18 protein-coding genes are annotated in these 20,898 nt (G+C 63.3%); 6 read left to right on the forward strand and 12 right to left on the reverse strand.

The window, feature by feature from the left end:
* Window positions 1-12: 12 nt before the first annotated feature.
* On the reverse strand, window positions 13-879 hold the full coding sequence (locus AC3CD9_RS07550) for a GNAT family N-acetyltransferase (RefSeq protein WP_488367058.1): 867 nt from the start codon (window positions 877-879) through the stop codon (window positions 13-15).
* On the reverse strand, window positions 876-2,192 hold the full coding sequence (locus AC3CD9_RS07555; protein WP_488367060.1) for an MATE family efflux transporter: 1,317 nt from the start codon (window positions 2,190-2,192) through the stop codon (window positions 876-878). The genes AC3CD9_RS07550 and AC3CD9_RS07555 overlap by 4 nt, the downstream gene beginning before the upstream one ends.
* A 295-nt stretch (window positions 2,193-2,487) precedes the next feature.
* Here AC3CD9_RS07555 and AC3CD9_RS07560 point away from each other — a divergent pair, with 295 nt between their 5' ends.
* Complete coding sequence (locus AC3CD9_RS07560; RefSeq protein WP_488367061.1) at window positions 2,488-5,418, forward strand: hypothetical protein; 2,931 nt, start codon at window positions 2,488-2,490, stop codon at window positions 5,416-5,418.
* Between the two features lie 162 nt (window positions 5,419-5,580).
* Here the strand turns inward: AC3CD9_RS07560 and AC3CD9_RS07565 are convergent, their stop codons facing one another.
* Both AC3CD9_RS07565 and AC3CD9_RS07570 read right to left on the reverse strand, forming a co-directional pair.
* Window positions 5,581-6,780 carry an acetyl-CoA C-acyltransferase gene (locus AC3CD9_RS07565; RefSeq protein WP_488367062.1) on the reverse strand — a complete coding sequence of 400 codons (1,200 nt, stop codon included), beginning with the start codon at window positions 6,778-6,780 and terminating at the stop codon, window positions 5,581-5,583.
* A 51-nt stretch (window positions 6,781-6,831) separates the two neighbouring features.
* Window positions 6,832-7,575 (reverse strand): SDR family oxidoreductase, encoded by a 744-nt coding sequence (locus AC3CD9_RS07570; protein ID WP_262774934.1) that lies wholly within the window; start codon window positions 7,573-7,575, stop codon window positions 6,832-6,834.
* Window positions 7,576-8,022: 447 nt separating this feature from the next.
* Here AC3CD9_RS07570 and AC3CD9_RS07575 point away from each other — a divergent pair, with 447 nt between their 5' ends.
* From AC3CD9_RS07575 to AC3CD9_RS07595, 5 genes are all read left to right on the forward strand, one after another.
* Window positions 8,023-9,237 (forward strand): ABC transporter substrate-binding protein, encoded by a 1,215-nt coding sequence (locus AC3CD9_RS07575; protein WP_259358865.1) that lies wholly within the window; start codon window positions 8,023-8,025, stop codon window positions 9,235-9,237.
* A gap of 85 nt (window positions 9,238-9,322) precedes the next feature.
* Window positions 9,323-10,189 (forward strand): branched-chain amino acid ABC transporter permease, encoded by an 867-nt coding sequence (locus AC3CD9_RS07580; RefSeq protein WP_139469740.1) that lies wholly within the window; start codon window positions 9,323-9,325, stop codon window positions 10,187-10,189.
* A gap of 5 nt (window positions 10,190-10,194) precedes the next feature.
* On the forward strand, window positions 10,195-11,301 hold the full coding sequence (locus AC3CD9_RS07585) for a branched-chain amino acid ABC transporter permease (RefSeq protein ID WP_488367064.1): 1,107 nt from the start codon (window positions 10,195-10,197) through the stop codon (window positions 11,299-11,301).
* A 2-nt stretch (window positions 11,302-11,303) separates the two neighbouring features.
* Window positions 11,304-12,071, forward strand: a complete 768-nt coding sequence (locus AC3CD9_RS07590; RefSeq protein WP_488367065.1) for an ABC transporter ATP-binding protein — start codon at window positions 11,304-11,306, stop codon at window positions 12,069-12,071.
* The gene (locus tag AC3CD9_RS07595) at window positions 12,071-12,775 is read left to right on the forward strand and encodes an ABC transporter ATP-binding protein (protein WP_488367067.1); all 705 of its coding nucleotides are present in this window, start codon (window positions 12,071-12,073) and stop codon (window positions 12,773-12,775) included. Before AC3CD9_RS07590 ends, AC3CD9_RS07595 begins: the two co-directional genes overlap by 1 nt.
* Window positions 12,776-12,933: 158 nt before the next feature.
* On the opposite strand, the gene AC3CD9_RS07600 is transcribed toward AC3CD9_RS07595, so the two are convergent.
* The 8 genes from AC3CD9_RS07600 to AC3CD9_RS07635 all read right to left on the reverse strand — a co-directional run bounded on the left by AC3CD9_RS07600 (window position 12,934) and on the right by AC3CD9_RS07635 (window position 20,818).
* Window positions 12,934-13,560, reverse strand: a complete 627-nt coding sequence (locus AC3CD9_RS07600; RefSeq protein WP_488367068.1) for an L-threonylcarbamoyladenylate synthase — start codon at window positions 13,558-13,560, stop codon at window positions 12,934-12,936.
* Window positions 13,561-13,707: 147 nt separating this feature from the next.
* Window positions 13,708-15,192, reverse strand: a complete 1,485-nt coding sequence (locus tag AC3CD9_RS07605; protein ID WP_488367069.1) for an AI-2E family transporter — start codon at window positions 15,190-15,192, stop codon at window positions 13,708-13,710.
* The gene (gene der, locus AC3CD9_RS07610) at window positions 15,193-16,704 is read right to left on the reverse strand and encodes a ribosome biogenesis GTPase Der (protein ID WP_488367070.1); all 1,512 of its coding nucleotides are present in this window, start codon (window positions 16,702-16,704) and stop codon (window positions 15,193-15,195) included.
* Window positions 16,701-17,360, reverse strand: a complete 660-nt coding sequence (gene cmk, locus AC3CD9_RS07615; RefSeq protein WP_488367072.1) for a (d)CMP kinase — start codon at window positions 17,358-17,360, stop codon at window positions 16,701-16,703. Before cmk ends, der begins: the two co-directional genes overlap by 4 nt.
* On the reverse strand, window positions 17,357-18,505 hold the full coding sequence (locus AC3CD9_RS07620; RefSeq protein WP_488367073.1) for a prephenate dehydrogenase: 1,149 nt from the start codon (window positions 18,503-18,505) through the stop codon (window positions 17,357-17,359). Before AC3CD9_RS07620 ends, cmk begins: the two co-directional genes overlap by 4 nt.
* A complete protein-coding gene (locus AC3CD9_RS07625) occupies window positions 18,502-19,362 on the reverse strand; it encodes a pseudouridine synthase (protein WP_488367074.1) in 861 nt (286 codons plus the stop codon). Before AC3CD9_RS07625 ends, AC3CD9_RS07620 begins: the two co-directional genes overlap by 4 nt.
* A 17-nt stretch (window positions 19,363-19,379) precedes the next feature.
* Window positions 19,380-20,033: an SMC-Scp complex subunit ScpB gene (scpB, locus tag AC3CD9_RS07630; protein ID WP_488367075.1), complete on the reverse strand. Its 654-nt coding sequence runs from the start codon at window positions 20,031-20,033 to the stop codon at window positions 19,380-19,382.
* On the reverse strand, window positions 20,030-20,818 hold the full coding sequence (locus tag AC3CD9_RS07635; protein ID WP_488367519.1) for a segregation and condensation protein A: 789 nt from the start codon (window positions 20,816-20,818) through the stop codon (window positions 20,030-20,032). Before AC3CD9_RS07635 ends, scpB begins: the two co-directional genes overlap by 4 nt.
* Between the last annotated feature and the right edge of the window lie 80 nt (window positions 20,819-20,898).

Here is a 20,898-nt window from a genome sequence, read left to right on the forward strand (position 1 = left end):
GCTGACTGCGCCTCAGCCGAGCTTGCGCACGAGCACGTCCGAGTCGCCGTTGCGTCCGACGGACACGAATCCGTGATCGGTGTAGAGTTTCGCCGCACCGTTGCCGTCCTCGACGGACAGGCTGACGGCGGGAAAGCCGCTCATCCGCGCCAGCGCACAGACCGTGTCGAGAAGGGCGCCGCCGATTCCCTGCCCCTGGTGGTCAGGCAGCACTGCCATCGAGAGTTCAGGAATGTCGGCTGCGACCCAGCCGTAGCCGGTGAAGGGCATCTGCTCATCCGACGGCGTCAGATCGGCGGTTGCTGACTCAGCGGCTGCCGGCTCAGCGGCTGCGTTGTCTGCGTCTGCGGCCCCGTCGGTGTCGGTGCCGGCCGGTACACCTGAACCTGAGCCGGCCCCAGACCCAGCCCCAGCCTCACCCTCGGGCACGACTTCGCTGCGGACCACCTCGGTGCCGGTCTTGTCCAGGGCTGCGGCGAAGTCTCCGCCCACCTTTTCGTCGGCCCTCCCGACGACGTCGTCGATATCGGCCAGGCGCACCCAGGCGAGTCCGACGATCGGTGACTGCGCATCGGCTTCGGCGTGCGCGGCGACGGCGATATCTCCCTCGCGTCCCCAGCCGCGGTAGTAGAAGACGGCATCGCTGCGGTATCGGAGGTCCTCGAGTTCGATTCGGGGCCTATCCATTGACCAGTTGAAGCACAGATCGAGGAAGGGCAGGAAGGTCTCGTCATCGGTCTCGGCCGGGAGCGGACGGATCCGTCCGCGCAGAGCGGCGGCGGCCGCCTCGGCGGAGGTGTTCTGCGGATCAGCGGAAGTGTCCTGCGGATCGGCGGAGGTGTTCTGCGAATCATGAGCGTCAGTGTGTGCAGCGTTCATGAGATTCCTTTCTCGACGGCGCGTTCGATCCACGCCCGGTTGCGTACTCGCCAGCCCAGTGTCAGGGCGCGGAAACCGACGAATCCGATGCAGAAGCCGGCCCAGAGCCCGGGTGCTCCCGGCCAGATGTTGATGATCGGGATGAGCAGAATCGCGTATCCGATCACAGCGACCAATTGTGCCAGAGCCAGATATTTCGCGTCCTCAGCTCCCATGAGCACTCCGTCGAGGACGAAGACGTACCCTGCGATCGGCATGCTGAGGGCGAGGACCGGTAGGAGTGCGGCCAGGACCGACACCACAGCCGGGTCGGAGGCGAAGGCGCGAGGGATGGTTCCGGAGCCCGCGAACAGGACGACGCCGACGACGATGCCGAAGACGATTCCCCACAGGCACAGGCGGCGGTTGATCGCGGCGACCGCCTCGGTGTTCTTCGCCCCCAGCTCGAGGCCGATCATCGCCTGGCCCGCGATGGCCAAGGAATCGAGGGCGAGGGCGAGAGCGAAGAAGATGCTCTGAGCGACCTGGATCGCGGCGAGATCGGTCGTGCCCATCGCCGTGGCCAGGAAGACGAGGAGGATGAGGGCAGCGCGCAGCGAGGCATTGCGCACCAACAGCCATCCGGAAGTCTTCGCCGAGGTGAACACGCCTGTCCAGTCGGGGCGGATGCTGGCGTGGAGGCGACGAGCCGCGCGGATGGAGATGGTGAGGTAGACCGCGCACATTCCGGCCTGCGCGATGACAGTGCCCATCGCCGATCCTGCGACCCCCATGTCGAGTCCGTAGATGAAGATGGCGTTGAGTCCGATATTGGCGATGCACCCGGCGGCCGCGACGAGCAGCGGGGTCTTCGTGTCCTGGAGTCCGCGCAGCAGTCCGGTGGCCGCGATGACCATGAGCATGAATGGCAGCCCCCACCATGAGATCGCCAGGTAGGAGTGTGCGCCCGCGGTAATGATGGGATCCGGGTCGAAGGCTTCGATCGCTGTATTCAGCAGGGGCAGCCCGATGATGATGAGCAGGACGGAGGTGCCCAGAGCCAGCCAGATTCCGTCGAATCCGGCCGTGATCGCGCCCGGCCGGTCCCCCGATCCCATCCGTTTCGCCACCCGCGGCGTCGTAGCATAGGCGAGGAAGATCATCAGACCGAGCACCGTCTGCAGGATCGTCGAGGCGATCGCCAGCGATCCCAGGGCACCGGCACCGAGGTGGCCGACCATGGCCGTGTCCGTAAGCAGGAAAATGGGTTCGGCGATCAGGGCTCCGAGTGCGGGAAGGGCCAAACGGAGAATGTCTTTGTCGATCGCTGCCACGTCCCCGATTCTAGCGAACCGGGGCGCCGGGGACGGTTTCGCAGGAATGCTGCAGCGGGGACGCGAGTTCAGGCCGGATCGCAATGTCGTGTCAGTGCCGAACTGTAGAGTCGGATGACAAACAGATCAGTGACCGACCCGACTCAAACTAAAAATATTCTACGCACCACTATCGATAGTAAGTTCGATTTGCAATCGAATTGTGACATTCAATTCATTCTGTGGATCGTATAATTGAGATAGGCGACATCCCCAACCAACAACTTCCACAGAGGCGTGGAGAGGTGAGAGACCGATGAAGAACATCGGAGACAGCGACGGACAGGCATTCGGTCTGCCCACTGCTCCCCCTGCAGGGGCTGACCGTCGAGCTCTGTCCCAGTTCCACCGTGCTCACGGACGTCGCATGGAGATCGCCGAGGAGAATGAGCTTGTCGACCTGCTGAGCACCTATGCGCAGAGCAGCCTCGCCCAGGTCAATTCCTTCATCGCCACCAGCCATGTCGTGGCCCAGGATGTCGCCTACGCTCTGGGGCTCATGGGCACTCGGCTCGATACGGTCTACGAATTCGCATCTTTTACCAGAACCGCTGCCCGGCACCGTCTGCCCGAGGGCAAGGGAGTCGATCGTGAGTCCGACGGCGACGACTGCATCGTCGTCGTTGCTGACGACGACGCATTCTCGTCGACCAGAACCTGGACCCGAAGAGAGACACGTGCATGGACCCAGGCAGTGGCCGCTGTCGAGGCCGAAACCGGGAGGAAGATCAACGCAGACAAAGGACCGAAGAAGGACCGCGCTGCCGGTCGCCGCACTCGTCGCGTGAAGAAGCTGGCAAAGCAGCTGCTGACCGACCCCGCTCTGCTGCCTGACTTTCCCGGCTACGACCCGAAACTGACGTTCTTCACGTGGCTGCGCGGCAGCATCGAACCGACCGAGGCCGGGGTCTATTCGAGTCTCCTCGGCGCAACGACGAGTAACTCGCTCAGGCATATGACCTCGTCGATGACGCTGACCCAGGGACTTCCGAAGTTCCTCAAGCGATGCCTCGATGGGGACTTCACGATCGAGCACGTCGATTGTGTCACTCGCGCATGCCGTGACCTGCACTTCGAGCACCTGCCGGAGTTCGACGATTACCTGGCGCACAGACGCGCCGACATCACGATCGAGACGTTCAAGCGCTCGGTCGCCTTGAAAATCGCGGTAATCCAACCGGCCGAGGACACTCTGAAGAGTGTTTCACTGTGTCGTCGGGTCGATTTCAGCAGCGGCGACGATGGGACTGCGTACCTCACCCTGACCGGGCCCGCACCGGAGCTTCAAGCGTGCTTCAGAAGGCTCGACGCCTTTGCCCGAGCAGTGCATAAGAGCAATACGAATGCGTTCTCAGGTCAGTTGAAGGCTGGAGACTGCTTTGATGAGGAGCGTACGATCTCGGCTCTCATGTTCGACATCCTCACGCGCACGCGTCCGCAGCTGAAGCTGCGCATCATCAGCACGAACGACGCCGACAACTCGTCGACAAGCACCGATTTCCCTCTCGACGGCCTCTTCGCCGGACCCGACGGCACCCCGATGCACGAGGGTGAGTCCCTGCTCGACTACATCGAGCGGGTATTCGACGACATGGACAAGACCGGCTGCCAAACACAGGCTCAACCTGTGCCAACCGATTCGGAAACCTCCGCGCAAGATGACTCCACCACCGATGCACCCACCACACCGGCCGACCGCGTCTTCGAATCCCAGTTGCTCGAGGCCATCCTCAGCAGCAACAGCGCCACAGACCGCGACAAGGTCGACGCGCTCTCAACTTTCATCGGATCGCGTGCCGGCGGAGCTCGCCCCGCAGCTGAGGGCACCGGAGCAGAGACAGCCGGAGCAATCGATGCTTTCGGCAATCCCATCCTCGACGCCGGCGAGCGCCGCATCAGTTTCGAGTTCCTGCTTGATATGCCGACCAGTGAGTATTGGCTGGCAAATCAGGCCAGCACCTTCATCACAGTTCCTATGTTGACACTGCTCAGCCAATTCCAGTCGGAAGACGACAGCGTTCCGCCACCTACCGCCGATCCCCCGGGCGCGCCGCCGCCGACAAACGATCCCCCGGGCGCGCCGCCGCCGACAAACGATCTGCCGGGTCCACCGCCACTGAGCACCGATCCCCCTGATGCGCCACTGCCGCCCATGGGTTCCCCGGACCTGCCAGCCACTGCCGAACCACCGACAGCACCGACCGACTCAAACACACCGGCTACAGGACCTGACGGACCGCTGACCTCAAATGAGGTGTGCGATCTGGCGGGCATGCTTCCAGATGGGGCACCGATTCCCGCCGACATGGCACGGCGGGTCGCAGGATACTCCACCACCTGGACCCGGCTGCTGACCGACCCTGCGACAGGAACACCGGTCGATGCGAAGGCAACGTCATACGCCATTCCCAACAGCGTACGCAAAACTCTCGTCGCTCAGTTCGTGACGTGCACCTTCCCCGGGTGCACCCAGCCCGCTGAAGTGACAGAGGTGGACCACATCGACCCGTTCAACCACTCCGACCCGACCCAGGGTGGTCTTACCCGCTTCGGAAATCTCCATTGCCTGTGCAAAGCCCACCACATGCAGAAGACCAACGGCAGTTTCGACGTGCGGATGGCCGAACCCGGCCACCTGGAGTACGTCTTCCGCAAGGGCGTCACCGTGGAGGTCGTCTCACCGGACAACCCGATCAGCGTCGAGCATGCCCGGCTGTTCCTCGAACGGTTCGGCAGGGGCCTCTCCCGCATGGGACGACCAGCACCGGAGGAGCTGAGCACAGAGGGTCCTCTGACCCGCGAAAGCGCTCCAGCAGCCGAGCACGAGTCCGGCAGCGGTCCTGGGCCCAACAGTGATCCTGGGTCCGGCAGCGGTCCTGGGTCCGGCAGCGATCTTGAGTCTGGCGCCGAGACGTCGTCTGCACACAGCGGCGATGGACACAGCGGCGATGCAAACACCGCTGATCACGCGCCCGGCGATCGGAAGCGAGCACGGGAATGCCCTGAACCGGCCGCGGCCGACGGATCCCCTGGCTGGAGGGAGCTCACCGCCGAGGACCTCTTCGCTTTCACACCCACTCCTGCGCCGAGCAGTTCCGGCACCACATCTGGCACCGCGCGTACAGACGAGGACAACGCCGAACTGCGCAGCTGGTTCTGGGACAACGGCGAACCTCCACCGTTCTGAGACGACTCCGACAACCCCGCAATGCCCTGAGGCAAGTCCTCTCAACCCGAGAGTCGTCGGTCTCCACATCGACGGAGCACGCAGAAAGGGCCGGCGATTCTCGGTCAGAATGACCAGAGAATCGCCGGCCTTCCGTTCCTGCTGAGCTGCCGGCGGAATGCCTCAGCAGACCTCGAACAGTCCGGCTGCGCCTTGGCCGCCGCCGATGCACATCGTGACGACGACATACTTCACTCCGCGGCGACGTCCCTCGATGAGAGCGTGTCCGACGAGGCGAGCACCGGTCATCCCATATGGATGTCCGACGGAGATTCCGCCGCCGTCGACGTTGTACTTCTCCGGGTCGATGCCGAGCCGGTCACGGCAGTACAGTGCCTGCACGGCGAACGCCTCGTTGAGTTCCCACAGCCCGATGTCATCGACCGACAGACCATGAGTCTTCAGCAGCTTCGGAATGGCGAACACCGGTCCGATGCCCATCTCGTCCGGCTCGCAGCCGGCCACGGCCATGCCGCGATAGATGCCCAACGGTTCGAGTCCGCGGCGGCTGGCTTCATCGCTCGACATGACCACCGAAGCGGAGGCTCCGTCGGAGAGCTGAGAGGCATTGCCCGCGGTGATGCTCGGAACCTTCGACGCCACACCGGGTTCGAGAACCGGATTGAGTCCGGCGAGGCTTTCGATCGTCGTCGACGGCCGGTTGCCCTCGTCGGCTTCGAGAAGCACATCCTGACGCGAAGTCTCCTTCGTCTCCTTGTCGACGACGACCTTCGTCGTCGGCAGAGGCACGATCTCGTCATCGAACCGTCCGGCCTCCTGAGCAGCGGCGGTACGCTGCTGCGAAGACAAGGAGTACTCGTCCTGAGCCTCACGGCTGACGCCGTAACGTTCGGCCACGACCTCGGCCGTGGCCAGCATCGGGTAGTAGATGCCCGGGATGCGCTCCACGAGCCACGGATCCTTGGCCCGGAACGTGTTCATCTTGTCATTCTGGACCAGCGACACCGACTCCACGCCACCGCCGACGGCGATCTCCTGGCCGTCGAAGAGGACCTGCTTCGCCGCGGTCGTAATGCCCATCAGCCCGGAAGCGCACTGCCTGTCGATCGACATGCCTGGAACCGTCACAGGAAGACCGGCTCGCAGCGCTGCCTGTCGAGCGACATTCGTCCCTTGGCTGCCCTGCTGCAGAGCAGCACCGAAGACGACGTCCTCGACCTCACCGCCTTCCAGACCGGCGCGCTCCACGGCATGCTTGATGGCGTGGCCGGCCAACTCCTGAGCTTGGGTGTCGTTGAAGGCACCACGGTAGGCCTTGCCGATCGGCGTGCGAGCCGTCGACACAATCACTGCTTCTCTCATGGGTCTCACCTTTCAAAGATGTTCGTGAACTCGTCGTGAGGACGGTGGCGATCAGTCCTTCGGACCGCCGGCGACGTAGATGACCTGACCGGAGACGAATCCGGCGCCCTCGGAGGCGAGGAACGACGCGGTGTGGGCGATGTCCTCGGGCTTGCCCGATCGTGCCACGGGAATCTGCTGGACAGAGGCTTCGACGAACTCCTCGAAGCCCATGCCTACGCGCTCGGCGGTGGCCTTGGTCATGTCGGTTTCGATGAAGCCGGGAGCGATGGCGTTCGCGGTGATGCCGAACTTGCCGAGCTCGATCGCCCAGGTCTTCGTGATGCCCTGGATGCCCGCCTTAGCAGCGGAATAATTCGTCTGTCCGCGGTTGCCCTGAGCCGAGGTCGACGACATCGAGATGATGCGACCGAACTTCTCTTCGACCATGTAGGACTGCACGGCCCGCGCCATGAGGAACGCTCCCCCGAGGTGGACGGAGAGAACCTTGTTGAACTCCTCGTGAGTCATTTTGAACAGGAGGTTGTCACGCAGGATACCTGCGTTGTTGACCAGAACGGTCGGCGCGCCGAGGGTCTCGGCGACCTGCTTGACCGCAGCGTTGACCGAGTCTTCGTCAGAGACATCGGCTTCGAGGCCGAGCGCTTCGCCGCCGGCTTCCTTGATGGCGGCAACGGTCTCATCGGTGGGGCCCATATCAAGAACGGCGACCTTGAGTCCGTCGGCTCCGAGTCGCTTGGCGATGGCGGCTCCGATGCCGCGGCCTCCACCTGTGACGATTGCTGTACGAGTCATGAACAAGCTCCTAAAGATGATGTTGCGTCATTGCCGTGGGGAACCGAGTCTGCAACTGCGGTTCGCGCCCGCATCGGACCTGATGTGACACAGATCTCGCAGGCAGTAATGCCCACTGTAGACCAATTCCGTCACTGAACGATTGTTTGCTCACCTTTCAGACAGATAGCCGCCTCGAACATGTCAGCGACCCGAAACAGCTCTTGACGATTCTGCGCGCATGTCGCGCGACCTCGCCTTATGTTCTCCAAGCCAGGTCCGATCTCGAAGATTATCGAACGTTCAAAAATCTAGCTCAAAACCATTGACTTCACCAGAGTGATTTGGAAGTGTTCACATCAGTCGAAGTCCATTACGGATTGCCGACGACTCCGAGCACCGTCACTGCCGACGGCTCGGGCAACGTGTGGAGCAAACGTGTTCCAAGAGCTTTTCAAAGGAGAAAAGATGAACTCTGTCTCGCGAAGTCGCCGCCGCAGACTTTCGGCAGCCGCAATCATGGGTGCCATCGCATTGACCGCCACAGCGTGTGGAGGCGGTGGTGGCTCGGGTGAGGGCGACACGGTTGTCATCGGCTATACCGGACCGCTCAGCGGAGGTGGCGCCGCTTACGGTGAGAACGTGAAGATCGGTCTCGAAATGGCCATCGACGATCTCAATGCAGACGGCGTAGAGGTCGACGGCAATCCCGTGACACTCGAGCTGAAGTCCCTCGACGACAAATACGCACCATCCACCGCCGCAAGCAATGCTCAACGACTGGCCGATCAGGACAAGGCCCCGGTGGTCGTCTCCCCGAACGCCGGAGCGATCAAGGCGATTCAGCAGATCAACAGCGGCAGGTCGAACTTCCTCATCTCCGCCTACACCTCTGACCCGGCGATCGTGCAGGCCGACAACCCTCTGACGATGATGATTCCTCCGAACTTCGAGTCCTATGCCGAGGAATTCTCCGAAACTGCCATGGAGCACGGAGGCAAGAAGCTCGCTCTGCTAGGTACTCAGAGTGAGTACGGACAACAGTGGACCAAGTCGATCAAGGATGCCTGGAGTGAAGCCGGCGGGAAGATCGGCGGCGACAACAGCGTCGACTACGCCACCGTGTCCGACTTTGCGGGCCCCGTCTCGAAAGCCCTGTCAGAGAAGCCCGACGCCATCTTCGTCGGCGGACCGTCCCAACCGACAGCACTGATCATGGAAGAAGCTCGAAAGCAGGGCTTCAAGGGCAGCTTCCTCGTCATGGACCAGGCGAAACTGGATGAAATGGCCACGGTGACGAAGCTCGACAATCTCAAGAATTCGGTCGGTGTCCTGCCAGTCTCCGAATATGAGGATCCCGGTACCGAGGACTTCCTGAAGAAATTTGCTGAGAAGGCCGGAGAGAAGAAGGTCCCGACCAGTGAAACGGCACTGAACTACCAGGGAATTGCGATCATCGCGAAGGCGATGGAGACTGCGGGGACAACGGATGACCCCGAGAAGATCCGCGAAGCCATCAGCGAGGCACTGCCTGAGGTCGATGACAAGTACAAGGTCAATGGCTTCCCCGACGAGATCACAGAACAGGGCCACCTCCTCAACCCGAATCTGGAAGCAACCTTTCTCAATGAGGACGGCAAATACACCAAGGTGCCGATCGAACAGGTATCCGACGACAAGTAATCTCCGTCAGCGGCTGTTCTGGAGGTGAGGCGCATCGGTGCGCCTCACCCGGGCCGCACTCATGCCTGCAGAGGACCCGAAAATCATGACCCTCTTCATCCAACAACTCTTCAACGGCCTCGCGCTGGGCGGTGTCTACTGTCTCGCTGCGATCGGGCTGACATTGGTATTCGGAGTGCTGCGCATTCCCAACCTGGCTCACGGTGCGCTGTATATGCTCGGCGCCTACATCACCTACTTCTTCCTGACAACCGTCGGCGTTCCCTATATCGCCGCAATCGGCATCGCTGCGATCATGCTCTTCATTGTCGGAGTCGGTCTCGAGCGCCTCGTCTTCCACCCCTTGCGCAACTCCCCACACACTCACCACATGATCGCGGCCGTCGGTGCGATGTTCTTCTTCCAAGCACTGGCCCAAGCGATCTGGGGCGCTGACTTCCGCCGCATGGACACACCGATCACTGGCGAACTCCGCATTCTCGGCGCCGAGATCTCTGCGCAGCGAATCGTCATCATCGTCACCGCTGTGATCGTCTTGGCGCTGTTGGCGCTGTTCATCAAGCGGTCTATCCATGGCCAGACGATCGAAGCGATCGAACAGGACCGCGTCGGTGCATCGCTGGTCGGCATCAACCCGTCCATGGTGTCGATGCTGACACTGGGTCTGTCCGCCCTCCTGGCCACCATCGCGGCGGGCCTCGTCGCACCGATCAATCTTCTGTCCCCGACGATGGGCGACGCACTCAATCTCAAGGTATTCGCCATCATCATCCTCGGTGGTCTGGGGTCGCTTCCCGGCGCCATCGTCGGCGGTTTCGCACTTGCCATCGCAGAGACGATGACGGCGACCTACATCTCCTCCGCCGTCGGTGAGGCCGTGGCATTCATCGTTCTCGTCGCTGTGCTGGCCATCAAGCCGAACGGACTGTTCACGAAGGCGGTGCAGCGATGAACTCGATGAAGAATCCTCGAATCTTAGGCACCATCGCCGTCATCATCCTGCTCGGCCTGACGCCTCTGGCCTTTGCACAGGAGAACTACGCGATGCGAGTGATCACCGTGGGCATGTGTGCGGCGATCGCTGTCTACGGCCTCAACATCATCCTCGGTTTCACGGGACAGCTGAACCTGGCTCAAGGCGGGTTCTTCGGAATCGGCGCCTATGGAGTCGGGCTGCTCACCACCGATTACGACTGGAGCTTCTGGGCAGCCTTCGTCGTGTCCGTCATCGGGACCGCGGTGATCGGCTACCTCTGCGGGCTGATCGCCCTGCGGACCAAGGATGAGTACTTCGCCATCTTCACGATGGCCATCGGCTTCATCATCTTCCTCGTCATCAGTCGCTGGGAGCCCGTCACTCATGCCCATTCCGGGGTCAACAATGTGAAATTCCCCGAAGGCGGAGGGGTCATCGACTTCGAATCTCCGGTCGCGATGTTCTACCTGGTGTTCACAATCCTGCTCATCTGTGTCTACACGACCTATGCGATCAGGCGTTCAAGCGTAGGCCGCACACTGCTGACCATCAGGACCAGCGAAGACCTGGCGGATGCGATCGGAGTGCGCGTCGGCTTCAGCAAACAGCTCGCGTTCGCCGCCTCGGCTGTCTTCGGCGGAGTCGGCGGCGGCCTCTACGCAACCGTGGTCGGTTTCATCGGACCCGATGCGGCATCGATCGACAAGACCTTCGAATTCCTCATGTTCATTCTCGTCGGAGGCATGGGCACTGTCGCGGGTCCTCTGCTCGGAAGCATGATCGTGACCTTCCTGTTCGAACTCTTCCAGGACTTCCAGGCCTATCGATTCATCGTGCTGGGTCCCATCATCGTCGCCCTCGTGATCTTCGCGCCGCGGGGAATCGTCGGATACCTCGGCGGATTCGTCGACAGACGCAACCGACGGCGCAGGGTGGAGGAAGCCCGTGGTGCCGACGACGATCTCGATTCGACAGGTGCTTCGACCTCCGGCGGAACAGGCGACCACCGTGCACGGAACGCCGCCGACGGGATCGAATCGGGTGTCGGCCGGACCGGAGGCACCCCCTCTTCCGAGGAGACGAAATGACAATGCTTGAAATACGAGACCTCGGTAAGCGCTTCGGCGGGCTCGATGCGGTCAAGGACGTCAGTCTGGACGTCGAGGCGGGGCAGATCACCGCAGTCATCGGTCCCAATGGAGCAGGCAAGTCAACGCTGTTCAACCTTGTCCATGGTTTCTATCGGCCCACAGCCGGGACCATCAGCTTCAAGGGTGAGGACATCACACATTCGTCCCCGCACCGGACTGTGGCCGGCGGCATTGCCCGCACATTCCAGACAACGAACCTGTTCGATGACAGCACTCTGTTGGAAAACGTCTTGGCCGGTCGAATCGTCCGCTCGAAATCCAACGTCTTCGACGCGGTCTTCCACACGCCTCGCCATCGTCGTGAGTCACGCGTCAACGAAGACAAGGCGATGGAGGCTCTTGAGTTCTGCGGGGTCGCGGAATATCGGCACGATCTGGCGTCCAATGTTCCGCAGGAGGTGCAGAAGCGCACCGCAGTGGCTATGGCGTTGGCCACTGAGCCCGAGCTGCTGCTGCTCGACGAACCCGCCGGCGGCATCCCCGAAGAGGAGACCGTCGATTTCGGCAACCTCATTCGGTCGTTGCCACAGCGAGGCGTTTCCGTCCTCCTCGTCGAACACAAGATGACGATGATCATGGACCTCGCGGACACGATCCTCGTCCTCGACCACGGGCAGAAGCTGGCGCTCGGCGCACCGGCCGAGATCCAAACGAACCCGGACGTCATCCGTGCCTATCTCGGTTCGACAGCACAGGAGGAGAACTGATGCTCACGCTCGACAATGTCAGCACCGGGTACGATGCCACGAACGTTCTCCACGGGGTGAGCATTACGGCGAATCCAGGAGAGCTCACCGTGGTCCTCGGAGCGAATGGATCGGGCAAGACGACACTCTTCAGAACCATCAGCGGACTGATGCGTGTCCGTGCCGGGTCGATCACCTATGAGGGTCGTCAGCTGCAACGAGCCCGCCCGAATGCCATCGTCAAAGCCGGTATCGCGCACTGCCCGGAAGGTCGCCATCTGTTCGGCAAGATGTCGGTGGAGAAGAATCTGCGTCTGGGGTCGTATCCTCACCGGAACAGATCGCGAACAGAAGAGGTCTACGCTGAGGTACTCGATATGTTTCCGATCCTCAAAGAGAAGGCGAAGCATCCGGCAGGCTCCCTGTCCGGCGGACAGCAGCAGATGGTCGCAATCGGACGAGCATTGATGTCCGACCCGAGCCTGCTGATCCTGGATGAGCCGTCGATGGGCCTGGCTCCCATCGTCGTCGAGCAGGTGCTCGAGTCCGTCGCTCAGATCAATCGAAAGGGCATCGGCGTCCTGCTCAGCGAGCAGAATGCGAAGGCGTCACTGGCGATCGCCCACAGAGGATACGTCCTTGCGGAGGGGCGGATCGTTCTCGCTGACGATGCTTCCCGGCTGCTCGACAACCCCGAGGTTCAGGCGGCCTACCTCGGGCTCTGACGAGTGGACGCCTCCCATTCGTACAGGGAGACTGCGCAGAACTGAAATCTCGCCGAGGCGGCCCGGCCACCTCGGCGAGATTTCGCTGAATTGATCGTTCCGAACGTCCAGAACGGTCAGTCACACTCATTCGATTCGGTTGGGCGTGCCCGGCCGTCTCACTCATCCTGGAACCGGGAGACGTCCCCGGCTCCGACGCGAGCCACCTCGGGGTATCGCCCGGTGAAGTCGATGACCGAGGTCGGCACGACTCCGGGGACACCGGATTCGACGACGATGTCGAGGTCGTTGCCGAGCTGGTCCATGACATCCTCGGCGTGAGTCAGCGGATCCTCATCGCCGGGCAGCAGCAGCGTCGAGGACAGGATCGGCTCCCCCATCGCCTCGACGAGGGCGAGTGCCGTGACGTTCTGCGGAATCCGAGCACCGACCGAATGCTTCTTCGGATGCATCATCCGGCGCGGAACTTCCTTCGTCGCCTTCATGATGAACGTGTACGGCCCCGGCGTCATCGATTTGATGGCTCGGAAATCGGAATTGTCGACGATGACGAACTGGCCCAGCTGAGCGAAGTCATGGCACATCAGCGTGAAGTGGTGCTTCGAACCGAGGTGCCGGATGCGGGTGATCCGCTCGATGCCTTCTTTGTTGTCCAAGGCGCAGCCGAGGGCATAACAGGAATCAGTCGGATAGGCGATCAGGCCACCGCTCCTGAGTGACTCAGCGGCCTTCTCGATCAGTCGGTCCTGCGGGTTCTCCGGATGGATATTCAGTAGTGTCGCCATACTTCATGCTAACCACTCTGCCGTCACAGTGCGAGGGGTTGACGGACAAGTGCCCGGCAATGCGCAAACGGTGGGCTCTTCGAGCCGAAACCTTTCGGCGGCGTCGGGACTGTCCGTCAGACTCCCAGACCGAGCAAGAGGTATTGATCAGTCCGCCGTCATTGGCTTCTTCAGGCCCTTGACCAGGTCGGCTCGGCCGGTGCGCGGATCGGAGGCGAGAAGGATATTGACCCACCTGGCTCTGGGATCCGCGTCGACCAGCAGAGCCTTGATGAGCAGTGTCGCCGGCAGTGCGAGCAGGGCGCCGAGCCAACCGAGGATCCACACCCAGAACAGCAGTGACAGGAAGGAGATCAGCGGGGTCACCCCCACCGACTCACCTGTGAACTTCGGCTGGATGATCGCCTGGATGACGAAGTTGAGCACGCTGTAGGCGATGACCACCCACAGGGCCGACTGCCAGCCGCTATCGACCAGCGCCAGCAGGGCCGGTGGGACGAGACCGATGACGAAGCCGATATTCGGGATGTAGTTCGTCAGGAATGCGAGCACTCCCCACACCCAGATGAGCGGGACGTCGATGATCGCCAAGGCGATGACATCGAGGAACGCGACTATGAGGCCGAAGACCGTCGCCACGACCCAATAGCGGCGGACACCGCTGGCGAAGTCGCCGATCGACGCCGACAGCGAGGGCTTCACATCGAGCAGCATCGCCATCCGCTTGTCTATGCCCATCGAATCCATGGCCACGAAGAACACCGCCATGATCACCGTGGTCAGCAGGCCCGCAACCGACGACAGGTTCGTCAGCAGCGGGTAGACGGCGTCGAGGACGGAGCGGACGTCGAATGCCGAGAGCTGCTGCTGGATCACCGAGGATGTCACCCCGATGTCCGACAGCAGCGCCAGAGTGCTCTGGTAGGTGGCCACGAGTTCGTTGCTGTAGCTGGGGATGAGGATGACGAGCTCGGCGACAGACCATGCTGTGAGGCCGAAGAACGCGAAGATCATGCACAGCACGAGCACGACCGAGATGCACGCCCCGATCGCCCGCGGCACCTTGATCCTGGTGAGCAGCCGCTGCACCGGGTAGACGACGATGTAGAAGTTGAGCGCGAGGAACACCGGAGCCACGATGTCCTGGAGTCCGCGGAAGAACATCAGCGCGTACGCCAGCCCTGCCAGCGTCACCGCGATCATCAGCGCTCGCGCCGGCGGCCGCGCATGCCAGGGGGGTGCCTCGCCGGCTGTGCCGGAGTCAGTGGCAGCTTCGACTCCGGGTGGTGTGCCAGTTATCGTGCCCGATTCTCTTCCGTTGGAGGTGGAACCCACCGTCTCTCTTCCGGAAGAGGTGGAACCCACTGTCGCCGAGGCGGCAGAAACGGAGCCGTCCCCCGCTGAGGCGAAAGCCTGGGACGTCTCCCCCGCCGAGGCGGCGTGTCCGACCGTCCCCGACGCAGAGTCAGCGTGTGCGGACTTCGAGCCCGCCACGGGGCGCGTGTGCCCGGAATTCGATCCGGTCTCCGGCTTCGAGGACGGTGCAGGCTCGGCCGGGCGCGCGGCATCGCCGGCTGATCCGGCCGCACCGTCAGCGGCGTCCGACGCCTTCGCCTGCTCGTCCTCGTTCATTCAGCGTCCCCGACGCTTCTCACGGATGCGCATCGATACCTCGATGGGGGTGCCCTTGAAGCCGAAGGTCTCGCGCAGGCGGCGGATGATGAACCGGCGGTAACCGGGATCGAGGAAACCGGTGGTGAAGAGCACGAACTTCGGCGGACGCGACTGCGCCTGAGTGCCGAAGAGGATGCGCGGCTGCTTACCGCCGCGCACCGGGTGCGGGTTGGCCGCGACCAGCTCACCGAGGAACGCATTGAGTCGTCCCGTCGGAATACGGGTGTCCCAGCCTTCGAGAGCGGTCTCCATCGCCGGTACGAGCTTCTCCGCATGGCGTCCGGTCTTCGCCGAGATGTTCACGCGCGGTGCCCATGCCACATGGCCGAGATCCCGTTCGATCTCCCGCTCCAGATAGAAGCGACGTTCGTCATCGAGCAGATCCCACTTGTTGAACGCCAGCACCACGGCACGTCCCGCCTCGACGGCGGTCGTGACGATGCGGACGTCCTGCTCGCTCAGGGGATCCTGGACCTCCATGAGGACGAGGGCCACTTCGGCGCGTTCGAGCGCGGTCTGCGTGCGCAGCGCCGCATAGAAGTCGGCACCGCTGGCCTGATGGGCGCGACGACGGATACCGGCAGTGTCGACGAAGCGCCACTGCTTCCCGCCGAGCTCGATGAGCTCATCGACAGGGTCACGAGTGGTGCCGGCGACATTGTCCACAAGCACCCGGTCGGAGCCGATGAGCTGGTTGAGCAGGGACGACTTTCCGACGTTCGGGCGACCGACGAGGGCCACCCGACGCGGTCCTCCCTCCTCGATGCGGGTGTCGACGGCCGAGACCTCCGGCAGGATCGTGAGCACCTCGTCGAGCAGGTCGGCGACTCCCCGACCGTGCAGAGCCGAGACGGTCCACGGTTGGCCGAGGCCCAAGCCCCAGAGTTCGGCGGCCATGAGCTCGCCGCGCTCGTCGTCGACCTTGTTCGCAGCGAGCAGGACCGGCTTCTTCTTCCGGCGCAGCATCTTCACGACCATCTCATCGGTCGAGGTCGGGCCGGTCGTGGCATCGACGACGAGGAGCACGGCATCGGCCATGTCCACGGCGACCTCGGACTGGATCGCGATGCGCGAGGCCATGCCCTTCGAGTCCTGATCCCAACCGCCGGTGTCGACGAGGGTGAATTCCTTCGTATTCCACTCCGCCCGGTAGCTCACGCGGTCACGGGTGACTCCCGGAACGTCCTCGACGACGGCTTCGCGGCGGCCGAGGATGCGGTTGACCAGAGTCGACTTGCCGACGTTGGGGCGACCGACGACGGCCAGCACCGGTGCGGCGCCGAGGGCTTCGTCGTCGTCTTCATCGAAGCTGTAGGCGCGCAGCAGCGCACGGTCCTCGTCTTCGAGCTCATAGCTTTCGAGTCCGGCCTCGAGCGCGGTCGCCCGCTGCTCGGCTTCCTCGTCGCTGATGCTCTCGACACGATCGACGAGGTCTTCGTCGGGTGTCTCGTGGAATTCGGATTCGCTCATTGTGAGTCCTTCACCAGCTGCAGCACCGTCTCGACCACCTGGTCGAAGTCGATGTCGCTGGTATCGAGTGTGAACACTCCGTCGGCGGCCTCGAGGAAGCTCGTCGTGGCGGAGTCCTTGGCGTCACGGCCCGTGACGAGGTCTTGGGTGGCGGCGATCGCCTCGGCGTCGGCATTGCCGTGCACTTCCTTGGCCCGGCGGGCCACGCGGACCTCATCACGGGCGGTCATGAGGATGCGCACATCGGCATCGGGGGCCACCACGGTGGTGATGTCCCGGCCCTCGACGACGATGCCCTCGGGTGCGGCGGAGATATAGGCCCGCTGCATCTCGATGAGCTCCTCACGGGCGTCGATGACGCCGGAGACCGTCTGCACGTTCGAGGAGACCTCGGAACCGCGGATGTCATCGGTGACGTCGATGTCGTCGACGGAGACGAAGAATTCGTCGGGGCTGAGCGAGATCTCCAGATCCGCGCCGCGCACCTGCTCGAGCACGTCGACAGGGTCGGTGACTCCGCGGTTGAGGCACAGCCATGCCATCCCCCGGTACATCGCACCGGTGTCCAGGTACTGATAGCCCAGTCGACGCGCCACCTCCTTGGCGGTGCTCGACTTGCCCACTCCGGACGGTCCGTCAATGGCTACGACGCTCATGCAGTTCCTTCTTTCTCGATGGCGGATTCGGGGATCTGCCATCCCTTCGACAGCAATCCGATCTCCAGCTCCTGCTGGATGGCCGGGACCACGGACACGTCGACCATGCCCAGTTTCCGGCCGGAGGCGTGATCCATCCGGAAGTCCTCGACATTGACGCCGAGGTCGCCGATGTCCTTGAACAGCCGTGCCAGCATTCCCGGCGTATCCGGAACCAGGATCGTGACAACAGCATAGGTGGTCGGCGGCTGCCCGTGCTTGCCGGGAATCCGGTCGTGTCCCTCGTTGCCCAAGGCGATCGCCTTGGCGAGCAGTCCTGTCGACCCGGGTCCGAGTTCGAGCGCGCCGATGACCTCGTCGAGCTCGGTGCGCAGATCGATGAGCACGGAGCGGACCTCTTCAGCGTTTCCGGTCAGGATCTGCGTCCACAGACCCGGGTCCGAAGCGGCGATGCGCGTGACATCGCGCAGTCCCTGGCCGGCCAGTGAGATCTCCTCCAGAGGCGCGTGACGCAGCTGAGAGGCGACGAGGGAGGACACGATCTGCGGCACATGCGAGACCTTCGCGACCGCGGCATCGTGGATGCGCGGATCCAGGTGGAGCACCGAGGCGCCGGTGTCCTCGGCCATGGCGATGACCTCGCCGAGGCGGTCCGCCGGGGTCTGCTCATCCGAGCAGATCACCCAGGGACGGGCCGTGAACAGGTCCGACTGGGCGGCGATCGCCCCGGATTTCTCGCGTCCGGCCATGGGATGGCAGCCGATATAGCGATCGAGCTGAGGTTCCGTGACCAATTCGCGCACCGCTTCGAGGAGGCGGGTCTTCACGCTGGCGACGTCGGTGACCGTGGCGTTCGGGTAGTCCTCGAGCGCCGAGGCGATGACCCGTGCGGCGACGTCGGGCGGGGTGGCCACGACAACGATGTCCGGGTGCGCGGCAGGCGATGTCGCGTCGGCGGCGACGGTCGGGTCGGCCACCTCGGCGAGGCTATCGGTCGGATTGACGACCTGACCGGCACCGAGATCCGCGGCGAGCTGCTGAGCGGTCGGTGAGGTGTCTTCGAGGGTCACCTGATGGCCCTTTGCGCTCAGCGCCAACCCCAGGCTGGCACCGAGCAGGCCGGTGCCGATGATGTGGACTCTCACAGACCGACGGCCTCGAACAGTGCGCCGACCTCATCGGAGCGCAGCGGGCGGATCTTGCCCTGCTTCTGCTCGTCGAGGACGATCGGTCCGAACTTCAGCCGCACGAGCCGCTCCACCGGGTGGCCGATCTCGGCGAGGAGGCGGCGCACGATGCGGTTGCGGCCGGAGTGGAGGGTGAGTTCGACGACGGACTTGCCCGGAGTCGAATCGACGAGTTTGAAGTCGTCGACCTTGACGAACCCGTCTTCGAGGTCGATTCCGGCCTTGAGGATGGCACCGGCATCCTTCGCCAGCTGTCCCTTGACCTTCGCGAGGTAGGTCTTCGGGATCTCGTACCGCGGGTGGGCCAGGCGGTTGCTCAGCTCCCCGTCGTTGGTGAGCAGGATGATGCCCTCGGTCTCGGTGTCGAGCCGGCCGACGTGGAAGAGGCGCTCGTTGTTGTTGCGCACATAGTCGGCCAGGCAGGGGCGGCCCTCGGGGTCGCTCATGGTCGACACGACTCCCGCGGGCTTGTTGAGCACGAGGTAGAACTTCTTGGTCTGTGTCGAAATTCTCACTGTGTCCACGTACACGGACTGTGTTTCGGGGTCGATCCGGGTGCCCAGTTCGGTGACGATGGACCCATCGACCTCGACGCGGCCATCGGCGATGAGCTGCTCACAGGCACGGCGTGATCCCAGACCCGCCTCGGCGAGCACCTTCTGCAGCCGCACACCCCCGCTGACGTGGGCGTCTGATGTCTGACCGGCTCCCGAACCACCCTTGTCGGAGGCCTGATTCGCCGTCGCTGCGCGCTGTTTTCGGCTGGGTCGGTTCTGGCGCCCGCCGGGGGCGCGGTGATCACGGTAGGGACTCATACATCCATTCTCTCAAATCAATCAGCGACTCGTGACATCTCGGCGGCCGAATCGGAGTCATCGTCGAGATCGTCGTCGAGGGCGTCGTCGATCTCGGCGAGCACTTCGGTGTCTTCGGCGCCGAGTTCGGCGACGTCGGCGTCTTCGGGCAGGTAGGGGGCGATATCAGGCAGGTCGTCGATCGCGTTCATACCCATCGTGTCGAGGAACTCACGCGTGGTGGCGTAGAGCAGCGCCGAGGTGGACGCCTCCTTGCCGGCTTCGACGATGAGTCCGCGCAACAGCAGGGTGCGGATGACGCCGTCGACGCTGACTCCGCGGATGGCCGCGATGCGGGGCCGGGAGATCGGCTGCCGGTAGGCGATGACTGCCAGAGTCTCGAGCGCGGCTTGGGAGAGCTTCGCACTCTGCCCGGCCGTGAGGAAGTCCTTGACCACCTCGTGGTAGTCGCCGCGGGAGAAGATGCGGAAGCCGCCGGCGACATGGCGGATCTCGAACCCGCGCTGCCGATGGTGCTCGTCTCCGTCGTAGTCGGCCTTGAGCGTCTGGATTGCTTCTTCGACGGTGTCCTCGTCGAGGCCGAGGGAGCCCGCGAGTTCTTCGGCGGTCACGGCCGAATCGGTGATCATGAGCACGGCTTCGATACCGGCGAGGATCTCGTCATCGATCATGATTGTTCCCCTTCTTCTTCGTCTCCGCTCCAGTTGCCTTCGGTGCGCAGGTCGACTCCGTCTTCGTTCATCTCCGTGCGGTGGATGAGCAGCCGTCCCAGAGGTTCGGGCTGGTCGAAGTCGCACAGGCCGACCTTGAACAGTTCGAGCAGGGCGAGGAACCTCGCCACGACGACCAGGGTGTTCTCGGCTGTTTCGAGCAGATCCTGGAAGTCGACGTCTCCGGCGCGCAGCAGGGACAGGATGTGCCCGCGCTGCTCGGACACACTCACGAGCGGCAGGTGGATATGGTCGACGGCGACGCTCGGCGGGGTGTGGTCGCGTTGGAGCACGGTGGCGAAGATGCCGGCGAGCTCACCGGGACCGATGTTCAGTTCCAGCGGCGGCAGCACGTCCTGGAACTCCGGTTCGAGGTCGACATCGCGTGGGGCCCGGATCGAGCCGGCGGCCATCGCCTCGGCCAGATACCCGGACACGGACTTGTACGCCTTGTACTGCAGCAGCCGGGCGAAGAGGAGATCGCGGGCTTCGAGCAGTTCGAGGTCGAGGACCTCTTCACCGTCTTCGTGCGGCAGCAGGCGTGCCGTCTTGAGGTCGAGCAGGGTCGCGGCGACGAGGAGGAACTGGGAGATCTCGGCGAGGTTTGCCTGATCCTTCAGCTCTGTGGTGTAGGCGATGAACTCATCGGTCACCTCGGCGAGTGCGATCTCCGTGACGTCGAGGCGTCGTTTCGAGATCAGTCCGAGCAACAGGTCGAAGGGGCCGGTGAAGTTGTCCAACCGCACCTGGAATCCCTGTGCGGCATCATCGCCGGGCGCTGCGCCATCGCCGGAAACGGACTCGGTCGGATCAGACGCCGCTTCCT

Source organism: Brevibacterium sp. MGP-B1, from assembly GCF_057766545.1.

Coding starts and splice junctions, on each gene's coding strand:
- AC3CD9_RS07550 (WP_488367058.1), bottom strand. CDS start 879: ATGAACGCTGCACACACTGACGCTCATGATTCGCAGAACACCTCCGCC.
- AC3CD9_RS07560 (WP_488367061.1), top strand. CDS start 2,488: ATGAAGAACATCGGAGACAGCGACGGACAGGCATTCGGTCTGCCCACT.
- AC3CD9_RS07565 (WP_488367062.1), bottom strand. CDS start 6,780: ATGAGAGAAGCAGTGATTGTGTCGACGGCTCGCACGCCGATCGGCAAG.
- AC3CD9_RS07570 (WP_262774934.1), bottom strand. CDS start 7,575: ATGACTCGTACAGCAATCGTCACAGGTGGAGGCCGCGGCATCGGAGCC.
- AC3CD9_RS07575 (WP_259358865.1), top strand. CDS start 8,023: ATGAACTCTGTCTCGCGAAGTCGCCGCCGCAGACTTTCGGCAGCCGCA.
- AC3CD9_RS07580 (WP_139469740.1), top strand. CDS start 9,323: ATGACCCTCTTCATCCAACAACTCTTCAACGGCCTCGCGCTGGGCGGT.
- AC3CD9_RS07585 (WP_488367064.1), top strand. CDS start 10,195: ATGAAGAATCCTCGAATCTTAGGCACCATCGCCGTCATCATCCTGCTC.
- AC3CD9_RS07590 (WP_488367065.1), top strand. CDS start 11,304: ATGCTTGAAATACGAGACCTCGGTAAGCGCTTCGGCGGGCTCGATGCG.
- AC3CD9_RS07595 (WP_488367067.1), top strand. CDS start 12,071: ATGCTCACGCTCGACAATGTCAGCACCGGGTACGATGCCACGAACGTT.
- AC3CD9_RS07600 (WP_488367068.1), bottom strand. CDS start 13,560: ATGGCGACACTACTGAATATCCATCCGGAGAACCCGCAGGACCGACTG.
- AC3CD9_RS07605 (WP_488367069.1), bottom strand. CDS start 15,192: ATGAACGAGGACGAGCAGGCGAAGGCGTCGGACGCCGCTGACGGTGCG.
- der (WP_488367070.1), bottom strand. CDS start 16,704: ATGAGCGAATCCGAATTCCACGAGACACCCGACGAAGACCTCGTCGAT.
- cmk (WP_488367072.1), bottom strand. CDS start 17,360: ATGAGCGTCGTAGCCATTGACGGACCGTCCGGAGTGGGCAAGTCGAGC.
- AC3CD9_RS07625 (WP_488367074.1), bottom strand. CDS start 19,362: ATGAGTCCCTACCGTGATCACCGCGCCCCCGGCGGGCGCCAGAACCGA.
- scpB (WP_488367075.1), bottom strand. CDS start 20,033: ATGATCGATGACGAGATCCTCGCCGGTATCGAAGCCGTGCTCATGATC.